The sequence below is a fragment of the Micromonospora musae genome, from assembly GCF_003626545.1.
GTDB lineage: Bacteria > Actinomycetota > Actinomycetes > Mycobacteriales > Micromonosporaceae > Micromonospora > Micromonospora musae.
In genome coordinates this window covers 271,492-289,570 of sequence record NZ_RAZS01000002.1, presented here as the reverse complement: position 1 = coordinate 289,570, position 18,079 = coordinate 271,492, and the positions used below count along the sequence as shown (strand labels likewise).

Annotated in this window: 18 protein-coding genes; 13 read left to right on the top strand and 5 right to left on the bottom strand. The window is 70.9% G+C overall.

Annotation, left to right across the window (positions count from 1 at the left end; genetic code table 11):
- The first annotated feature begins 6 nt into the window (after nucleotides 1-6).
- The 4 genes from D7147_RS05760 to D7147_RS05745 all read left to right on the top strand — a co-directional run bounded on the left by D7147_RS05760 (nucleotide 7) and on the right by D7147_RS05745 (nucleotide 3,161).
- Complete coding sequence (locus D7147_RS05760) at nucleotides 7-378, top strand: ArsR/SmtB family transcription factor (protein WP_120674362.1); 372 nt, start codon at nucleotides 7-9, stop codon at nucleotides 376-378.
- Nucleotides 375-1,112: an aquaporin gene (locus tag D7147_RS05755; protein WP_199734089.1), complete on the top strand. Its 738-nt coding sequence runs from the start codon at nucleotides 375-377 to the stop codon at nucleotides 1,110-1,112. Before D7147_RS05760 ends, D7147_RS05755 begins: the two co-directional genes overlap by 4 nt.
- Nucleotides 1,109-1,516, top strand: a complete 408-nt coding sequence (locus D7147_RS05750; RefSeq protein ID WP_120674358.1) for an arsenate reductase ArsC — start codon at nucleotides 1,109-1,111, stop codon at nucleotides 1,514-1,516. The genes D7147_RS05755 and D7147_RS05750 overlap by 4 nt, the downstream gene beginning before the upstream one ends.
- A 190-nt stretch (nucleotides 1,517-1,706) precedes the next feature.
- Complete coding sequence (locus D7147_RS05745; RefSeq protein WP_120674356.1) at nucleotides 1,707-3,161, top strand: alkaline phosphatase PhoX; 1,455 nt, start codon at nucleotides 1,707-1,709, stop codon at nucleotides 3,159-3,161.
- Nucleotides 3,162-3,224: 63 nt separating this feature from the next.
- On the opposite strand, the gene D7147_RS05740 is transcribed toward D7147_RS05745, so the two are convergent.
- Nucleotides 3,225-3,899, bottom strand: coding sequence for a DUF6891 domain-containing protein (locus D7147_RS05740; RefSeq protein WP_147437351.1), 675 nt, complete (start codon nucleotides 3,897-3,899; stop codon nucleotides 3,225-3,227).
- A 421-nt stretch (nucleotides 3,900-4,320) separates the two neighbouring features.
- Here D7147_RS05740 and D7147_RS05735 point away from each other — a divergent pair, with 421 nt between their 5' ends.
- Entirely contained in the window at nucleotides 4,321-4,986 is a 666-nt protein-coding gene (locus D7147_RS05735; RefSeq protein WP_120674352.1) for a hypothetical protein, read from the top strand.
- Nucleotides 4,987-5,063: 77 nt separating this feature from the next.
- Here the strand turns inward: D7147_RS05735 and D7147_RS05730 are convergent, their stop codons facing one another.
- Nucleotides 5,064-6,131 carry a GlxA family transcriptional regulator gene (locus tag D7147_RS05730; protein ID WP_233562957.1) on the bottom strand — a complete coding sequence of 356 codons (1,068 nt, stop codon included), beginning with the start codon at nucleotides 6,129-6,131 and terminating at the stop codon, nucleotides 5,064-5,066.
- A gap of 393 nt (nucleotides 6,132-6,524) precedes the next feature.
- Between D7147_RS05730 and D7147_RS05725 the strand changes: the two genes are divergently transcribed.
- Together D7147_RS05725 and D7147_RS05720 are read left to right on the top strand one after the other, a co-directional pair.
- The gene (locus tag D7147_RS05725; RefSeq protein WP_120674349.1) at nucleotides 6,525-7,163 is read left to right on the top strand and encodes an HD domain-containing protein; all 639 of its coding nucleotides are present in this window, start codon (nucleotides 6,525-6,527) and stop codon (nucleotides 7,161-7,163) included.
- A gap of 110 nt (nucleotides 7,164-7,273) precedes the next feature.
- Nucleotides 7,274-8,209, top strand: a complete 936-nt coding sequence (locus D7147_RS05720) for an NADP-dependent oxidoreductase (RefSeq protein WP_120674347.1) — start codon at nucleotides 7,274-7,276, stop codon at nucleotides 8,207-8,209.
- Nucleotides 8,210-8,289: 80 nt separating this feature from the next.
- On the opposite strand, the gene D7147_RS05715 is transcribed toward D7147_RS05720, so the two are convergent.
- Both D7147_RS05715 and D7147_RS05710 read right to left on the bottom strand, forming a co-directional pair.
- Complete coding sequence (locus tag D7147_RS05715) at nucleotides 8,290-9,123, bottom strand: mycofactocin-coupled SDR family oxidoreductase (RefSeq protein ID WP_120674345.1); 834 nt, start codon at nucleotides 9,121-9,123, stop codon at nucleotides 8,290-8,292.
- A gap of 265 nt (nucleotides 9,124-9,388) precedes the next feature.
- Nucleotides 9,389-9,619, bottom strand: coding sequence for a hexameric tyrosine-coordinated heme protein (locus tag D7147_RS05710; RefSeq protein ID WP_120674343.1), 231 nt, complete (start codon nucleotides 9,617-9,619; stop codon nucleotides 9,389-9,391).
- A gap of 426 nt (nucleotides 9,620-10,045) precedes the next feature.
- Here D7147_RS05710 and D7147_RS05705 point away from each other — a divergent pair, with 426 nt between their 5' ends.
- From D7147_RS05705 to D7147_RS05690, 4 genes are all read left to right on the top strand, one after another.
- Nucleotides 10,046-10,543, top strand: coding sequence for a winged helix-turn-helix transcriptional regulator (locus tag D7147_RS05705; protein WP_233562956.1), 498 nt, complete (start codon nucleotides 10,046-10,048; stop codon nucleotides 10,541-10,543).
- Between the two features lie 48 nt (nucleotides 10,544-10,591).
- Entirely contained in the window at nucleotides 10,592-12,058 is a 1,467-nt protein-coding gene (locus D7147_RS05700) for an amidase (RefSeq protein ID WP_233562955.1), read from the top strand.
- Between the two features lie 183 nt (nucleotides 12,059-12,241).
- Nucleotides 12,242-12,733, top strand: coding sequence for a carboxymuconolactone decarboxylase family protein (locus D7147_RS05695; RefSeq protein ID WP_120674337.1), 492 nt, complete (start codon nucleotides 12,242-12,244; stop codon nucleotides 12,731-12,733).
- Between the two features lie 113 nt (nucleotides 12,734-12,846).
- Nucleotides 12,847-13,827: an SDR family NAD(P)-dependent oxidoreductase gene (locus D7147_RS05690; protein WP_199734088.1), complete on the top strand. Its 981-nt coding sequence runs from the start codon at nucleotides 12,847-12,849 to the stop codon at nucleotides 13,825-13,827.
- A gap of 97 nt (nucleotides 13,828-13,924) precedes the next feature.
- Here D7147_RS05690 and D7147_RS05685 read toward each other — a convergent pair whose 3' ends face one another.
- Nucleotides 13,925-15,088 (bottom strand): class I SAM-dependent methyltransferase, encoded by a 1,164-nt coding sequence (locus D7147_RS05685; protein ID WP_120674335.1) that lies wholly within the window; start codon nucleotides 15,086-15,088, stop codon nucleotides 13,925-13,927.
- A gap of 203 nt (nucleotides 15,089-15,291) precedes the next feature.
- Here D7147_RS05685 and D7147_RS05680 point away from each other — a divergent pair, with 203 nt between their 5' ends.
- Together D7147_RS05680 and D7147_RS05675 are read left to right on the top strand one after the other, a co-directional pair.
- Complete coding sequence (locus D7147_RS05680) at nucleotides 15,292-16,722, top strand: MFS transporter (protein ID WP_199734087.1); 1,431 nt, start codon at nucleotides 15,292-15,294, stop codon at nucleotides 16,720-16,722.
- A 99-nt stretch (nucleotides 16,723-16,821) separates the two neighbouring features.
- Complete coding sequence (locus D7147_RS05675; protein ID WP_120674333.1) at nucleotides 16,822-18,060, top strand: MFS transporter; 1,239 nt, start codon at nucleotides 16,822-16,824, stop codon at nucleotides 18,058-18,060.
- Nucleotides 18,061-18,079: the final 19 nt, after the last annotated feature.

The following is an 18,079-nucleotide window of genomic DNA, read 5'->3' as shown; positions in this document are numbered from 1 at the left end:
AGAGAAATGTCGAAACAGACGTTGCCGGTCGTGGACCTTCAAGCGGTGGGCTGCTGCGCACCCCTGGCGGTACGCCCGATGGACGCCGAGCAGGCGGCGATGGTCGCGCCGATGTTCAAAGCCCTCGGCGACCCGGTCCGACTGCGGTTGATGTCGATGATCGCCTCGGTGCCCGAGATGTGCGTCTGCGACCTGACTCCGGCGTTCGACCTGTCCGGGCCGACCATCTCCCACCACCTGAAGGTGCTGCGCGAGGCCGGCCTGGTCGACTCCGAACGGCGGGGCACGTGGGTGTGGTACCGGGTCCGACCCGAGGCGTTCCGCCAGCTCGGCGCGCTCCTCGACCTGCCCGGCACGGCCACCCCCGCCGGCGCGTGAGCCGCACCCTCGCCCGACGCGCCTCGGCCGAGTTCGCCGGAACCGCGCTCCTGGTCGCCGCCGTCGTCGGGTCCGGGATCGCCGCGGCCCGGCTCTCTCCCGGCGATGTCGGGCTCCAGCTCCTGGAGAACGCGATCGCCACCGCCCTCGCGCTGGGCGCGCTGATCCTGGCGTTCGGGCCGGTGTCCGGCGCCCATTTCAATCCCGTCGTGTCCGCAGTCGACTGGTGGCTCGGCCGCCGCGCCGGCACCGGCCTGACCGCCTCGCACCTCGCCGCCTACACCGTCGCTCAGGTGACCGGCGCAATCGCCGGATCCGTGCTGGCGAACCTCATGTTCGACCTTCCCGCCGCCGCCTGGTCACGGACCGACCGCACCGGCGGGAACCTGTGGCTCGCCGAGACGGTCGCCACCGCCGGCCTGGTCGTCCTGGTCTTCGCCCTCGCCCGCACCGGCCGGACCGCCGCCGCGCCCGCTGCCGTGGGCGCCTACATCGGTGCGGCGTACTGGTTCACCTCGTCCACCTCGTTCGCGAACCCCGCCGTCACCATCGGCCGGGCCTTCACCGACACCTTCGCCGGCATCGCCCCCACCTCGGTGCCCGGCTTCGTGGCCGCCCAGCTCGCTGGCGGCCTGCTCGCCATCGCCGCGCTCGCCGCCTGGTATCCCCATGCCCGAGACGCCGCCGACGCCGTCGTCGTACCCCACCTCACCCAGGAGACCGAAGCACGATGAGCGACAAGCCCCGCGTCCTGTTCGTCTGCGTCCACAACGCCGGCCGCTCCCAGATGGCCGCCGGTTGGCTCCGCCATCTGGCCGGCGACACCGTCGAAGTCCGCTCCGCCGGCAGCGAACCCGCCGACCAGCTCAACCCCGTCGCCGTCGAGGCCATGCGCGAAGTCGGCATCGACATCACAGACCAAGTCCCCGTGCGGCTCACCTGGGACGCTGCCGAAGCCGGTGACGTCATCGTCACCATGGGCTGCGGCGACACCTGCCCCGTCTTCCCCGGCAAACGCTACGAAGACTGGAAGCTCACCGACCCGGCCGGCCAACCCATCGACGTCGTCCGCCAGGTCCGCGACGACATCCGCGCCCGCGTCGAGAAGCTCCTCGGCGACCTCCACCCGCAGCCCTGAGGGCTCGGAGGTCGGCGGCGGCCGTCGACGAGCAGGGTCCGCGGGAGCACGCCGCCGCCTGGACGATGCGCGAGCAGCCCTGATTCTTTACCTCCATGTCACCGAGTGCCCCCTTGAGTGACGCGTCGGCGTCCGCCCGCAGGAGTTGGCTGCAGATCGTCGCAACTGTCTTGACCAGGAGCTGATCCACGTGCCTTCCTCTCGTCGTACGTTCCTCGCCGGTGGTGCCGCCGCCGGCGTGGGCATCGCCGTCGCCGGCGCCTTCCCGTCCCTGGCTCAGGCCCACCCGGGTCGTCCCCGCCCGCCGGCCGGAGCCGGCCACGTGCCCTTCCCGCCGCTCGTGGACGACCCCGACGGCATCCTGGCCCTGCCGGAGGGCTTCAGCTACACGATCGTGACGCGGACGGGTGTCACCCGCCTCGACCGCGGCCAGGGCGTCACCCCCTCCTCCCACGACGGCATGGCCGTCTACGACGCCGGCCACGGCCGCTACACGCTGATCCAGAACCACGAGATCGACCCGGGCGGCGAGTTCGGTGTGCCGCACGTCAAGGGCACGGTCTACGACGCGGGCGCCGTCGACGCCGGTGGCTGCACCGTGATCAAGACCGACCGTTCGGGCCGTAACCTCGGCGAGTTCGTCGCCCTCTCCGGCACCGCCGCGAACTGCGCCGGCGGACCGACCCCGTGGGGGACCTGGCTCACCTGCGAGGAGACCGAGGACCGGGCCGGCGACAAGTGGGAGGAGGGCGGCCGGTCGGGCGTCTTCCAGAAGGATCACGGGTACGTCTTCGAGGTGCGCGCCGACGGCGGCGCGGACCCGACGCCGATCAAGTGCCTGGGCCGCTACGCCCACGAGGCCCTGGCGATCGACAAGGACCGGACGAAGGTCTACCTCTCCGAGGACGCCGACGGCCCCAACGGCCTCTTCTACCGCTGGACGGCGCCGCACGGCGTCAAGCTCGGCCCGGGTGTGCTCCCCCGCCTCGCTCCGAACGCGGGCGTCCTCGCCGCGATGCAGATCATCATGGACGACGGCTCGGTGCTGCCGGACGTCGCCTACCTGACCTCCGCCCAGCTGGGCCGCCCGTTCCCGGTGCGCTGGGTTCCGGTGCCCGAGCGCGACGCGCGGACCAAGCCGGTGCGTGAGCAGTTCGCCGACGGCCAGGTCACCCGCGGGCGCAAGTTCGAGGGCGTGTGGGGCACCGACGAGGGCGTCTACGTGGTCAACTCGTACGCCTGGGACGAAGGCGACCTCCCGGCTGACGCCGCGCCCCACGACGGCATGGTCTGGTTCTACGACTACAAGGCCCAGACGATCCAGCTGGTGACGTACTTCCCGCACCAGACCCAGTCCGAGGAGGGTACGGCGGTCAAGTACAACGACCTCACCTTCGACGGCCCGGACAACGTGACCGTCACCCCGTGGGGAAGCCTCGTGCTGGCCGAGGACGGCTCCGGCGCGTCCCACGTGCTCAGCGCGATCCCCGGCGGCCCGACGTACGCGATCGCCCGCAACCAGCTCAACGACTCCGAGTTCTGCGGGCCGACCTTCAGCGCCGACGGCAAGATGCTCTTCGTCAACATGCAGGACCCGGGCCTCACCCTGGCCATCACCGGGCCCTGGGAGAAGTACCTGGGCTGACCGGGTCGGATCGACCGGGTGGGGGTCAGGCGAGCGGCCTGGCCCCCACCGCGCGGGCGGAGTTCAGCTCATCGGCGCGTACCACTGGGCGCCGGTGACCCGGATCCGCCTGGACTGCTTGCGGTTCCACTCCACCCGCATGCCGTGCCGGCGCAGCACCGGGAAGGCGATCTCGTCCAGCATTCGCTCCAGGTCGGCGTGGTAGCGGGCCTGCTGTTCGGCCTCGGGCAGCGCGGCGTAGGCGTCCTCGTCGAAGTCCGGCGTCGGGTAGGCGCCGTAACCGAGGTAGACCTCGCCGTCCTCCCGCGCGATCAGCGACTCGGTGTCCTGCTGGTGGTACCAGAGGTATCCGTGCCAGTGCCGGGAGTCGTCCCGCTCGTCGTGGATCTCGGCCGCCGCGCAGGTGCCGCAGCAGCTGAAGTTCTCCCGGGCCAGCACGCCGAGTTCGTTGAGCTCGGCGAAGGCCGCGGTGAGGTTGCTCCGCACCTCCCCCCACGCGGCCTGCTGTTCCCGCCGGGCGGCCACCGCACTCCGGTACGCCGCCCGAAGCTCCTCGTCGGTGGCGCCGTGACGTTCCTCGTCGTCGTCGAAGTAGTCCACGAACTCGTCGGCGTCATCCTCGCCGCGTACGACCCAGTTCCAGATCTCGCCGTCGATCTCTCCTCGACCCGGCTCCGCGATCCGCTCGGTGAGGAAACCGGCGCCCTCGGGGCGATCGTTGTAGCTCCATCCAGTCACGGCGCGGATCGTCACACGGGCCTGTGACAGTCGAGGCCGGTGGCCCCCCGTCGACGGTTCGGTGGACGTCCTGGGGCGATCGTCCGTCGAATTGGGGAAAGCCTGCGATCCGGCGCTATCACTTTGTGTTTCCGGACGCCTCCGCTTCGGAATGGCCATCGGTTCAATTCGTCCTATGTGGCTTTAGTCTCATCCGGCTTTTATCCACCGTTCTCGCTGCTCATCGGGGCCGGCGTCGATAGTGGTCGGAGATCGACGCCCGGTCGACACAACAGGCATTGTCGCGACCCTTGTCGTGACGTAACCTCCCGCATCAAACGATGTCTGTGCGCCTGCGCGCACGGCGGTCAGAATCCGGAACGGTTGCGGCTGCCCGTGAGTGCGACAGTCGAGAGGTTGGTCGGAAATCTTGATCCAACAAATGTCCGAGGCCAGTGGTACGGACATGGCGCAGGGCCGCGCTGTCGCGCCGCGGCCGAGCTCCGGGGCCGACGGGGCGAGTGAGTCGGCTCCGACGACGGAGGCCGACCCGGGTGTCACTCCCTTCGCGGTCGCGTCGCAGCAGGCCGGACCCGGCGCGGTGGTCGCCGCGTTCGTACTGATGGCCGCCGGTGGTTTCGTCGCCTGGACGGTCTGGAGCAGCGGCGCCAACCCGGCGAAGATCGAACCGTCGGACACCACTGCCGTCTTCCTCACCCTGCTGGTCTTCGCCGCGGCGCTCGAACGGATCCTGGAACCGTTCTCCCGGTGGCTTCCGGGACGCCGCGCCGAGGCCGCGCTGGAGCGGACGCTGGCCGCCGCGAGCAACCGTGCCGACGTCTCGTCGGAGGCCGTCACCACCGCGAGAGCGGCAATGGCCCGGGCTAAGGCGAACCGCACGATCGTCGCGTGGGGGCTCGCGAGCGGGCTGGCGACCGTTGCGTCCAGCTCAACCGGGTTCTATGTCCTGCACGCGGTGGCCGGGCCGGACTGGAACGGGCTGGCCGTCTGGATCGACGCGATCATCACCGGGGTGATGGTCGGCAGCGGCACCAAGCCGCTGCACGATCTGATCAGTCGAGTCCAGAACGGACCGTCCGCCGCCTGATCGACAGAGGACTCACGCCGGCGGGCGACTCGGCCGCCGGCGTGAGGGTCCGACGCCGGTGATCCGTACCCTCCGGGTCACACACTCGCGAGGCGGGTCGTGCTGAATCGGCGCTGGTAGGCGGCCGGGCTGATCTTCAGCTTCCTCGCGAAGACCCGCCGCATGCTCTCGTAGCTGGGGAACCCGGCGAGGGTCGCGGCCTGCGTCGCGGTGTAACCCTGGTCGAGCAGGGCCCGAGCCATGTCGAACCGGATGTTCTCCACGTAGCGGGCCGGTGTCGTGGAGAGCTCGTCCTGGAAGAGCCGGGTGAGGTGCCGGGTACTGACGCTGAGGTGCTTCGCCAGCTCACCCAGCGAGTGGTCCCGGCGGGGCTGCGCCGTCACCAGGTCGGTGATCGTGCGGAGCGCCGGCGAGCGGGGCGGCGGCCCCTGCAACGGCGCGGAGAACTGGGACTGCCCGCCCGCGCGCTGCATGTACACCACCAGGGCGCGGGCGACGTGGCGCGCCAGGTCCGCGCCGTGGTCCTCCTCGACGAGCGCGAGCGCCAGGTCAATGCCGGCTGTCACCCCCGCCGAGGAGTACGTGCTGCCGTCGCGGACGTAGATCGCGTCGGGCTCGACGCGGCACGTCGGGCATCGGGCGGCGAGTTCGTGCGTGACCTGCCAGTGGGTGGTCGCGCGTTTGCCGTCGAGGAGGCCGGCGGCGGCGAGGATGAACGCCCCGGTGCAGATCGACGCGACCCGGCCGGCCACGGCCGCCGGTATCCGCACGGCGTCCGCCAGGTAGCCGGGGACCGGGGTACGCGGATAGAGGTCGGATCCGGGCACCAGCAACGTGTCGGAGGCCGCGTCCGAGGAGAGGTCGCCGTCGACAGCGACCCGGACCCCGAGGTTCGAGGTGACGTCCGCACCCGTCGGTGACAGCAGTGCGATCCGGTAGTCGGCGCCGAACCGGTTCGCCTCCTTGAACACCTCCGCCGGACCGGCGAGGTCCAGCAGCGTCACACCGTCGTAGGCGAAGACCACCACGCGGTGGGGGCCGGCGTTCGCCACCGGGAGGTCCCCGGAGCCGGATTCGCGCGACGACCAGCGGGACTCCGGTGGCACGGACCGCCGGTGGGTCGGCGACGCGGGAGGCAAGGACACCGTCCATTGGTAGCACACCGTAATCGGCGATCAGTGGGATCCCTGAGGACGGCGGTCGGCCGGTCACCCGGAATTCGGTGGGCTGCCTCATTCGAGGCGGCAGAGCGGGTAAGCACGAGCGAACTGGTCCACGAGAAGCGTCGCGCCGCAGCCGACGCCCGGTCGACGCTCGCGACAAACCCGACACCGGGCGCCGGGCGGGACGAGCTGCGCCGTACGGCGCGAAGTCGCACCCCATCGCGGAGGAGTCGGCCGTACGCGGTGCGGCTGAGGCGTGGTCCGCATTTGAGTGGTTCCTGGCCGGACGAAGGCGGCGGCGCGAGACGGTCGGTGGGCAGCATGGGAGTCGGACAGACGCTCTACAGCCAGCACCCTTCCGAAAGGTCAGAGGTAATGCCAGAGGTCATCGCGGGGTTGGAGATTCCTGAGACAGCGGCGGTCGCCGAAGCGACCAGGCTCATCCAGGAGACGACCCGCCCCGTCATCTACCACCACTCCCGGCGGGCCTTCCTGTTCGGCGTGATCCAGGCTCAGCAGCTCGGTGTGAAGGTGGACCCGGAGCTGCTCTACCTGGCGTCCATGTTCCACGACCTCGGCCTCCTGACTCCGTTCTCCGAGGTCAAGCAGCGCTTCGAGGTCGACGGCGCCGACCACGCGCGGAAGTTCCTCCTGGAGCGGGGCTTCTCCCCGGCCGCCGCCGAGACCGTTTGGACGGCGATCGCGCTGCACACCACGCTCGGCATCCCGGATCGGATGGGCCCGGAAATCGCGATCACGCAGCTCGGCATCGCCACCGATGTGGTCGGCATCGGCCTGGACGGGCTGGATCCCGACCAGGTGAATGAGATCCTCGCCGCCCACCCGCGGGGGGACTTCAAGAACGAGTTCCTGCGCGCCCACGTCGACGGGCTCAAGGACCGCCCCGAGACGACGAACGGCAACATGAACTCCGACATCCTCGAGCACTTCATCCCCGGCTTCCAGCGCCCGACGACGGTCCAGCTGATTCTCGGCTCGCCCTGGTCGAGCTGACCGGACCCGAGGCCACGCGGCGAACGATGTGGACCGGTCCGGCAGCGAGGCCGTCGGCGGAAGCGGGGCCACCAGCCATATCGACGAACCTTCCGGAAAGGATTTCGAGCATGCGAGCGATCACCGTGCGGGACCGGGACGCGGGTGTCGGTGGACTCACCCTGACCGACATGCCCTATCCCCATGCCGCGGAGAACGACGTCATCGTGCGCGTGCACGCGGCCGGCTTCACCCCCGGAGAGCTCGACTGGCCGGCGACGTGGACCGACCGCGCCGGCCGTGACCGGACACCCACCATCCCCGGGCACGAGCTCTCCGGAGTCGTGGCGGAACTCGGCTACGGCACCACCGGCCTCACCGTGGGCCAGCGGGTGTTCGGGCTGACCGACTGGGCCCGCGACGGATCGCTGGCCGAGTACACCGCGGTGGAGGCGCGTAACCTCGCTCCCCTCGCGGCCGACATCGACCACACGGTGGCCGCCGCGCTGCCAATCTCCGGGCTCACCGCGTGGCAGGGGCTCTTCGACCACGCCCACCTCACGACCGGCCAGACCGTCCTCGTGCACGGCGCCGCGGGCGGCGTCGGCTCGATCGCCGTCCAGCTCGCGCGGGAGGTCGGCGCCCGCGTGATCGGCACCGGCCGGGCCGACGACCGCGACGTCGCGCTCGGTCTCGGCGCGCACACCTTCCTCGACCTGGCCACCGACGACCTGCGGCAGGTCGGCGAGGTGGATGTGGTCTTCGACGTCATCGGCGGCGACATCCTGGCGCGATCGACCGAGTTGGTAAGCCCCGGTGGCACCGTCGTCACCATCGCCGCGCCTCCCGAGGTGCAGCCCGAGGACGGGCGAGCCGTCTTCTTCGTCGTCGAGCCCGACCGTGCCCGGCTGGCCGATCTCGCCCAGCGTCTCCGGGCCGGACGACTCACGCCCCTCGTCGGTGACGTGCGACCGCTCTCCGAGACGGCCGCCGCGTTCACCCGCCATCGCCGCACGCCCGGCAAGACGATCATCCGGGTCGCGGACGAGGGGCCTACGGCACTTTGAACGTGGAGATCGTGGTGGAGCCTCGTCGGGGCCTCGCCGGGCGGGCGGCAAGCCGACGGGCCCCGGCGTCGGCATCGGCGTCAGCGGTAGGTGGTGTAGCCGGCGTCGACCACGACCGACTGCCCGGTGATGTAGCGCCCCGCGTCGGAGACGAGGTGCAGGACCGTGTTCGTGACGTCCGCCGGCTCCAGCATTCCGCCGGGAACCGGTAGCGGGTTCACCACGATCTTCGCGATCTCGGGGTGGTCCTGGAAGTGGCGGCCCATCGCCTCGTTGACGACCATCGGCGTGTTGACGCCGGTGGCGTGTACGACGTTGACCCGGATGCGGTCGGCCGCGACCGCGTTCGCGAGGGTGTGCATGACACCCACCACTCCGTGCTTGGCGGCGGCGTATCCGATCTCTCCGGGGGACGGTTCGGTGAGGATGCCGCCGACGACGCCGATCGTCGAACCGTGGATGACGATGGAACCGCCCTGGCCCCCGGCCCTGATGTGCCGGATCGCCGGATAGACCGTGTTGAAGACGCCGGTCAGCATCACGTCGATCGCGGCGACGAAGGTGTCCCGGCGGAATCGGAGCTGGTTGGTGACGGGGGCGATGCCGGCGTTCGCGATGACGATGTCGAGCCGGCCGAACCTGTCGGTCCCCTCGGTGATGACCTTCTCCACCGCGTCGTAGTCGCGTACGTCCGCCACCGCGACGTGCGCCCGCCGGCCGGTGGCCTCGATCTGACGGACCGTCTCGGCGAGGTCCTCCTTCGTGGCCAGGGGGTACTCGACCGAGGGGTCGTCGGCGGCGATGTCGAAGCCGATGATGTCGGCGCCCTCCTCGGCCAGCCGCACCGCGTCCGACCTGCCCTGCCCTCGGGCGATCCCGGAGATGAGAGCGACCTTGTTCGTCACCATTGCCATGGTGAACCTCCTGTAACTGGCTTCTGTGCACACGCATGGAAGGAACTTCGCGTCGTGGGACGCAGGCCCCAACCTAGAACTACTTGCTTGACAAAGCAATTACACGTGGTGTGCGTATCTCGTCACCCTGCGGCATGGCGGCGGCCCGCCGACGAAGAGGTCGTCGGACGGGCCGCCACTGAAGCCCGGCCCCGCCGGCCATCGGGCGGACGCGTCGCAGCGGACGAACGCCTGCCGTGCGCCGGCGGATCGGGGTGCGAGCCGGTCAGCTCCGCCAGAAGTCGTTCGCCTGTGCGACCGTCTGGAAGTTGAGCGCGATCACCTGAGAGCTGGCGATCAGGCTGTCGGCGCTCTCGGCGTACTCGGGGCGAAGCCTCTCGCGCACCTCCGCGGAGGGCTGGGTCATCTTCACCCCGATCCGCGAAAGCTTGATCGCGAGCTGAAATCCCTCCTCCGGGGTCGCCGTACGCAGGGTGGGAAGCCATGAATCGGACATTTATCCTCCTTGTTGTCACGGATCGCCGGGCCGCGGCGCGTGTTCGGCGAGCGCTGGTCGGCCAGTGCGCGGAGCGCACGAACACCCTCGGATCCGCCTCGCGGTGAGGTGGGTCGGCGGTCGCCGCCCGGCCCGGTGGTCGGGCGGCGGCGGCCCGGTCGTGTGTGGTGATCACGAGCGGGCCGCCCTCGCGGTTCAATGCGGCCAGGGGCCCGGACCGTCCCGGTTCGCTGCGGTGTCGAGCGCACCGAGGGCCCACCGGCGCGCACGTCCGGCCGACGGAACAGCGCCCCGACGATCGCGACCCGAGCGTGCCATGGATCGAGGCGTCACCGTCCGTTCGGAAGGTCACAGCGGAGCTGGCTTTGATGGTTAGTAGTCAGGTGGTAGCTTCCGGACCAGCTGACCTGACTGATGGGAGGGGCTGTGTCGATCACCTTCGCGGGAGTGCTCGCCGACCGGAGCGCTTGGCGGCTGGAGAACTGCTCGATCGCCATGGCGATGGACGTCATCGGCACGCGCTCGTCGATGTTGATCCTTCGCGAGGCGTTGTGCGGCACGGTGCGCTTCGACGACTTCGCTCGCCGGACGAGGACCAGCGAGGCGATCGTCGCGGCTCGGCTGAAGCAGCTCACCGAGATCGGGCTGTTCGTCAAGCAGCCCTATCAGGAGCCGGGGAAGCGCACTCGCGACGAGTACCTGCTGACCGAGATGGGCAAGGACCTGCTCCCCGCGGTCTTCGCCCTGATGCAGTGGGGCAACAAGCACCTGCAGGCCGAGGAGGGCGGGCCGCTGCGACTCGTCGAACGCAGCACCGGTGAGCCGGTCACGATCGGCCCGCGTACGGAATCCGGTCGAAGCCTCGACCCCGACGGTCTCGCGATCGTCGCGAACGGCGACTGGGTCGACTCGCCGAGCAGCTGACCGACGCGCACGATCCCCCGCCGAGGGTGGATCACCAAGGAGTGGATGTTGAGTACCGAGGACTACGCGTACGCGACGGTGCGGGAGTTGGCCGCCGCACTGGAGGCGCGCGAGGTGTCCGCCGTGGAGCTGGCCGAGGTCGTGATCCAGCGGATCCACCGCTACGACGGCAAGCTCAACGCCGTACCCGTGCGCGACTTCGATCGGGCCCTGGACGCGGCGCGGAAGGCCGACCGGGCCAGGGCGCGGGGAGCCGGCGGGCCTCTCCTCGGGATACCGATGACGGTCAAGGAGTCGTTCAACGTCGCGGGGCTGCCGACGACCTGGGGCATTCCGCCGTTCAAGGACTTCGTTCCGGCCGAGGACGCCCTCGCGGTCGCGCGGCTCAAGGCCGCCGGGGCCGTGATCCTCGGTAAGACGAACGTCCCCATCGCACTCGGCGACCTGCAGACCTACAACCCGCTGTACGGCACAACGAACAACCCGTGGGACACCAGCCGTACGCCGGGCGGGTCCTCGGGTGGTTCAGCCGCGGCGCTCGCCGCCGGGTTCGGCCCCGTGTCACTCGGCTCCGACATCGCGGGCTCGCTGCGGCTACCGGCCCACTTCTCCGGGGTGTACGCGCACAAGCCCTCGCTCGGCCTGCTGCCGTCGCGGGGGCACACGCCACCGGCGACGCCGCCGCTGTCGTACGACCGGGATCTCGCCGTCATCGGCCCGATGGCCCGCACCGCCGCCGATCTCGCGCTCCTGCTCGACCTGCTGGCCGAGCCGGAGGCGGCGGGGCTCGGCGTCGCGTACCGGCACGAACCGCCACCGGCCCGCCACGACCGCCTGGCCGACTACCGAGTCCTCGTCCTGGACAGCCATCCGGCCATTCCGACCTCGACCGAGGTCGCCGCGGCGATCGACGGCCTCGCGGAGAAGCTCGCCGCGGCGGGCGCGAGGGTGGAGCGGCACAGCCCGCTCCTGCCCGATCAGACCGAGGCGGCCCGGCTCTACATGCGCCTCCTGCTTGCCGCTGTCGCCGCCGCCTACCCGCCGGACGCCTACGAACAGGTCCGCAAGGCCGCAGAGCAGATCGACAGCGGCGACGTCAGCCTGGCCGCCGAACGGGCGCGCGGAGCGGCGCTGAGTCACCGGGACTGGCTCGAGACCGACGCGCTCCGCACCCGGCACCGGGCCGCCTGGGCCGCGCTGTTCACGCAGTTCGACGTCGTGCTCTGCCCGGCGGCGCCCACCACCGCCTTCGGACACGACCACAGTGCCGACCAGTGGGCACGCCGCATCACCGTCGACGGCGTCGAGTACGACTACCCCGACCAGCTCGTCTGGGCCGGCGTCGCCTCCGCGCCCGGCAACCCGGCCACGGTGGCCCCCGTCGCCCGATCTCGCGACGGTCTGCCGATCGGCGTTCAGCTGATCGGACCGATTTTCGAGGATCACACGCCCATCCGCTTCGCGGAGCTGCTCGAGCGGGAGTTCGGCGGATTCGCGGCACCGAACCTCGACTGACCTGACCCTCCCCCGGAGGGCACGCCGGGGCCCGCGCGGCCAGCTGCGAAGCGCGGGCCCCGGCCAGGCCCGGAGGCAGGTAGGCGCCGCAGAGCGGCGGTGGGACAAGCTCCGAATTGGCCCGGAGATCTACCGCGAAAGTGGACCAGATCTCCGGGCCACATGAGCCGTACCGTTGCCGGCATGACGATCAACGACCGCACGGAGCGGCTCCCCGAGCACGCCCCGCGCCTGGACTGGATGAAGCTCGCCCCCGACGTCTACAAGGCCATGATCCGGCTCGACACGGCGGCGCGGCAGGGCATCGAACCGACCCTGCTCAACCTGGTGAAGATCCGCGCCTCCCAGCTCAACCACTGCGCCTTCTGCCTCGACATGCACAGCAAGGACGCGCTGGCGGCCGGCGAATCAGCGGAACGGATCATCCAGCTCGGTGCGTGGACCGAGTCGAAGCACTTCTACACGGCGAGGGAGATCGCCGCGATCGCGCTGACCGAGGCGATCACCGTCCTCACCGACGGCTTCGTCCCCGACGAGGTGTACGCGAGCGCCGCGAACGAGTTCGACGAGACCGAACTCGCCCACCTCATCGCCGCCATCACCACCATCAACGCCTTCAACCGCTTCGGCGTCTCCACCCGGATGGTCCCCGGCCACTACACCGCCGCCGCCTGACGCGCCCTCCCCCGCAACGCCCGCCGCACCCTCCGGCCACCGGGGCGCCTTCCGGTCGCCGCCGTCGTCGCGTGTCGCGCGGGCCTGCTCCATCGAGAATTGGAAGACCAGCCATGTCACTCATCACTACCCCCTTCTCCGTGCGCGCCACGGCGGCGGAGATCCTCACCGGGGTGGACCTGACCGGACGCCGCATGATCGTCACGGGCGGGGCGTCTGGGCTGGGAGGCGAGACGACTCGCGCGCTCGCCGGCGCCGGCGCCCAGGTCACGATCGCCACCCGCAACCCTGCCGCCGCCAAGGCCATCGTCGAGGAGTTCCCGGGCACCACCGTCGCCGCACTCGACCTCGCCGATCTGGCGTCGGTACGTGCCTTCTGCGACCAGTGGGACGGCCCGCTGGACACCGTCGTCGCCAACGCGGGCGTGATGGCGCTCCCCGAGCGCCAGCTCAACGCGGCAGGCTGGGAGATGCAGCTCGCCACCAACTACCTCGGCCACTTCGCTCTGGTGACCGGCCTGCGGGCGGCCCTCCGGTCGACCGGGCGCACGCGGAGCTTCGGTCCGCGCGTGGTCATGGTCAGCTCCAGCGCGCAACTGCTGGCCGGCTTCGACTTCGACGATCCGCACTTCGAGCGGCGGCCGTACGACCCGCTCATCGCGTACGCGCAGTCGAAGGCCGCCGACACGCTCTTCACCGTCGCGCTCAGCCGTCGCTGGGCCGAGGACGGGATCTGCGCCAACGCCGCTTCGCCGGGCTCGATCCACACGAACCTGACGCGGCACATGGACCCGGCCACCCTGCAAGCGCTCGGCGCCATGGACGCGAACGGTTACCTGCTCACTCCGGATTACTACAAGACGCCCGCGCAGGGGGCCGCCACCACGGTCCTGCTCGCCGCCGCGCCGATGCTCGAGGGCGTGACCGGGCGCTACTTCGAGCACAACCAGGAGGCCGAAGTCGTCGAGGGCGGCCCGCACACGCTGGCGAACGGTCCCGGGGCGATGGCCGGCGTGGCCGAGTGGTCCGTCGATCCCGCCGCCGCCGACCGGCTCTGGGAGTACACCCTCGCGGTGACCGGAGCCGTGGCGTAAGCAGACGCACGATCCGGCCTCCGGCGTCGAGCACCGCGTACCCGTCGTACCCGGTCCGCTCGGCGCCGAGGTCGGGCCGCGCCCGGCCTCGGTCGGGTCAGGCCGGGCGGGCCGCGGTGCGGATGAGGACCCACCGGTACGCCTGGACGAGACCCGTGTCGAAGCCGGCGGCCGAACCCCAGAGGAAGATCCGGAACCGGCGGTAGAGCGGCTCCCCCCAGCGGGCGACGATCTCCTCGCGCCGCGCGTCCAGCCGCTGCGCCCAGGCCCGGCAGGTCAGGAAGTAGTTGTGCCGGTCGTCCTCCAGGTCGAGCAGCTCGAACGGAGATCGGGCCACCTGCCGTAGGTACGAGTGCAGCACCAGGGGGGCCGAGTTCCCCGGGTAGACGTACTGCTTGAAGAACGTGGACACATGCTGCTTGCGCCGCATGGCGAGGGCGTCGAGGTAGATCCGCCCGCCGGGACGCAGCAGCCGGGCGTACGCCCGCAGGGTGGCCCGGTAGTCGGGCAGGTGCTCGGTCACGCCCATGTTGACGATCGCGTCGAAGGGCTCGGCGGACCGGTAGCGCAGGAAGTGCTCCCGCACCACGGTGACCGGCAACCCCTCCCGGGCGAAGAAGTCGGTGAGAAAACGCTCGGACTCGGCGGCCAGCGTCACGGTGGTGACCGCCACGCCGCGCCGCGCCGCGTGTTCGGCGAACGCTCCCCACCCGCCACCGACCTCCAGCACCCGGTCCCCCGGACCGACGCCGATGGCGTCGAGTGCCAGGTCGAGCTTGCGGGTCACCGCGTCCTCCAGCGCCTCGTCGTCCCGCGCGAAGACGCCCTCCGTGTAGCAGCGGTGCCGGGTGTCGAGGAAGGTCAGGAAGAAGTCGGAATCCTCGTCGTAGTGCCGGGAGATCGACCGCTGGTCGTGGCCGTACCGCCCGTGCACCAGGGCCGGCAGCCAGCGGCCGAGGAAGGCGATCGGGTGCACGTCGGAGAAGAACCGGCGCATGGTCAGCGCGGCGAACAGATCACCCTCGACGTCGAGGTGTCCCGCGAGGTACGCGAGGACCACCTGGAGCTGGTCGAGGGAGTGCAGCGCCTGCTGACCGACGTCGTCGCGGACGACCAGACTGAACCGGGGTGGCAGGGCCTCGCTGACCCCGAAGCCGTGGGTAGCGCCGTCACGGTCGACGATCTCGAACGGCACGGGAGTGCGGTCGCGGAAGTAGCCCTCGTAACGCCGGCCGACCACGTCGGCCAAGGTCCGCCTCATGCGGTGATGGTCCCACAGGCCCCCTGCTCCGGGACACCATCGCCGGACGAAAAGGCCCGGTCGTGGCGGGTGGTGAACCGCGGTCGGCAGCCGGAACGAATGGGAGCGCGTTTCGCGAACCCGCGGCCGGGAATGCGCCTCCCCGCGATCGGGACGGGCCCGCCCGCCGCGGTCGTACAACGCAGGCCAGGAGGGCGTACGAGATGAGCGAAGACGCCGGTCCGGACGGCTCGGCCCCGACCGGTGACGGCGCGGCGGGGCGCCCTGACCCGGGTGCGGTGACCGTCGTCCGCCTCGGCGATCTCCGGCGTACCGTCGCGGCGACCGCGGTCGGCAACATGATCGAGTGGTTCGACTTCGGGGTGTACAGCTTCACCGCCGTGACGATCGGGCGGGTGTTCTTTCCCGAGGCCAGCCAGTCGGCGCAGCTCCTCTCGTCGTTCGCGACCTTCGCCGCGGCCTTCCTCGTCCGTCCTCTGGGTGGCCTCTTCTTCGGCCCGCTGAGCGACCGCATCGGTCGCAAGCGGGTGCTCGTCTTCACCGTGATCACGATGTCGCTCGGCACGTTCGCCGTCGGGCTGCTCCCCGGCTTCGCCCAGGTCGGCGTCTGGGCCCCGGTGCTGCTCCTCCTGGCCCGGCTGATCCAGGGCTTCTCCACCGGCGGTGAGTACGGCTCGGCGATGACGTTCATCACCGAGCATTCGCCGGACCGCCGGCGCGGCTTCGTGGCCAGCTGGCTCGAGTTCGGCACGCTGACCGGCTTCGTGCTCGGCGCGTCGCTGGTGACGCTCCTGACCAGCGTGCTGTCCACAGCCGACCTCGACTCCTGGGGTTGGCGAATCCCGTTCCTCGTCGCCGGCCCGCTCGGCCTGGTCGGCCTGTACCTGCGCCTGCGGCTGACCGAGACGCCCGCCTTCGAGCATCTGGAGACCCGCGCGCCGAAGCGCTCGGCCGGGCTCCGCAGGGAGGCGAAGGAACTGGTCCGCCACCAGCGCCGCCCGCTGCTGGTCTGCCTCGGCCTCGTCCTCGTGCTGAACGTGCCCAGCTACATGCTCACCGCGTACCTGCCGAGCTACCTGTCGGCGCAGCTCGGCTTCTCCCAGAACACCTCGCTGATCGTGGTGGTGGTCGTCCTGGTGATCCTCATGGTGCTGCTGCAGTTCGCGGGCCGGCTCTCCGACCGCGTCGGGCGTCGGCCCGTCATGATGACCGGCTGCGTCCTGCTGGTCGTCCTCTCCGTGCCGGCCTTCCTGATCATCCAGCAACGCACGGTGGTCGCCGTCTTCTTCGGCACGCTGCTCGTCGGCCTGATGTACCTCTGCTTCGACAGCACCGAGCCGGGCACCCTGCCGACGCTCTTCCCCACCCGGGTACGGGCCGGCGCGCTCTCCATCACGTACAACATCTCCACCTCGCTCTTCGGCGGCACGACGCCGCTGGTCGCCGCGGCGCTGGTCGACGGCACCCACAGCCTGATCGCCCCCGCCTTCCTGCTGGTGGCGGCCGGGCTGGTCGGCGGCATCGCGGTGTACTTCGCGCCGGAGACCGCCCGCCGCCCCATGCCGGCGGCGCCACCGGTGGTGGCGACCGAGGAAGAGGCGGCCGCGATCCGGGGCGGCGCTCCGGCGTCCTGACCGATTCCCCGCGATCCGGCCCGGCCCTCCGCCGGCGCGTCGCGGGTCTGGAGGGCGAGGTCGACTTTCCGCGCAGCCATCACTATGGTCAGTTCCATTATGAAACTTACTGTCTTCTGGCGTTGGTGGGTCGCCGGCACGACCAGCCTCTTCGGCTCGGCGGTCGGTGGGTTGGCCCTGCCGTTGACCGCACTGACCGTGCTGCACGCGTCGGCGTTCGAGATGGGTCTGATCACGGCGGCCGGCTATCTCGCGTACCTGCTGATCAGCCTGCCGGCGGGGGTGATCGTGCAGCGCCTGCCGCTGCGCGGCATGCAGGTCGCCCTGGATCTGATCCGGGCGCTCGCCATCGCGTCCGTCCCCCTGGCGTGGTGGTTCGACGCCCTGACGGTGGCGCAGCTGGTCGCGGTCGCCCTGGTGACGAGCTTCGCCAACGTGCTCTTCGACGTGGCGAACCAGACCTTCCTGCCGGAGATCGTGCCGGCGGCGCAGTTGCAGGCGCGCAACAGCCTCACCTCCGGTACGCATGCCGCCGCGCAGCTCGGCGGGCCGTCGCTGGGCGGGCTCGCGGTGCAGCTGCTGGGCGCGGTGCCGACGCTCTTCGTGGATGCCGTCAGCTATCTCATCTCCGCCACGCTGCTGCGCACCCTTCCGGCCCGGCGGGTGCAGCGACCGGTCGAGCGGCCCCCGATGGTCACGATGATCCGCGAGGGCTGGCACTACGTGCTCCGCCACCCGATCATCGGGCCGGCGATGTGGGACGCCACCGCGACGAACTTCGTCTCCGGCGCGATGCTGGCCCTCTTCCCGTACTACCTGCTGCGCGAGCTGCACGCCCCGCCGCTCCTGGTCGGCCTGCTGATCGCCGTCGACGGCCTCGGCTCGCTCATCGGCGCCGCGCTGACGACCCGGTTCACCGATCGGGTCGGCACCGCACGCGGCCTGATCATCGCGGCGGTCGTCAGCGTGGCCGGCGCGCTCGTCATCCCGCTGGGCACCGGCACCGCCGGCTACCTCGCCTTCGCCGTCGGCAACCTCGTCTTCGCCGGCTGCTCGGTGGTGCTCAGCGTGACCACCCGCACCTACCGGATGCTCGCCAGCCCCCCGGAGCTGCTTTCGCGGGTGATCGCCACGGTCAAGTTCGTCTCCTGGGGCGCCATCCCGCTCGGCGGCCTGCTCGCCGGCGCCCTGGCCGGGCCGCTCGGTGCCCGCACCACGCTGCTGATCTTCGGCGCGCTCACCGTGCTCTCCCCGATCATCTACCTCTCGACCCCGATCCGCCGGCTGCGCGACCTGCCGCTCGACCCCGCGCCGGAGCGCGTGGAAGCCCGGGTGTGAACCAGGCGGTGCGAACGGG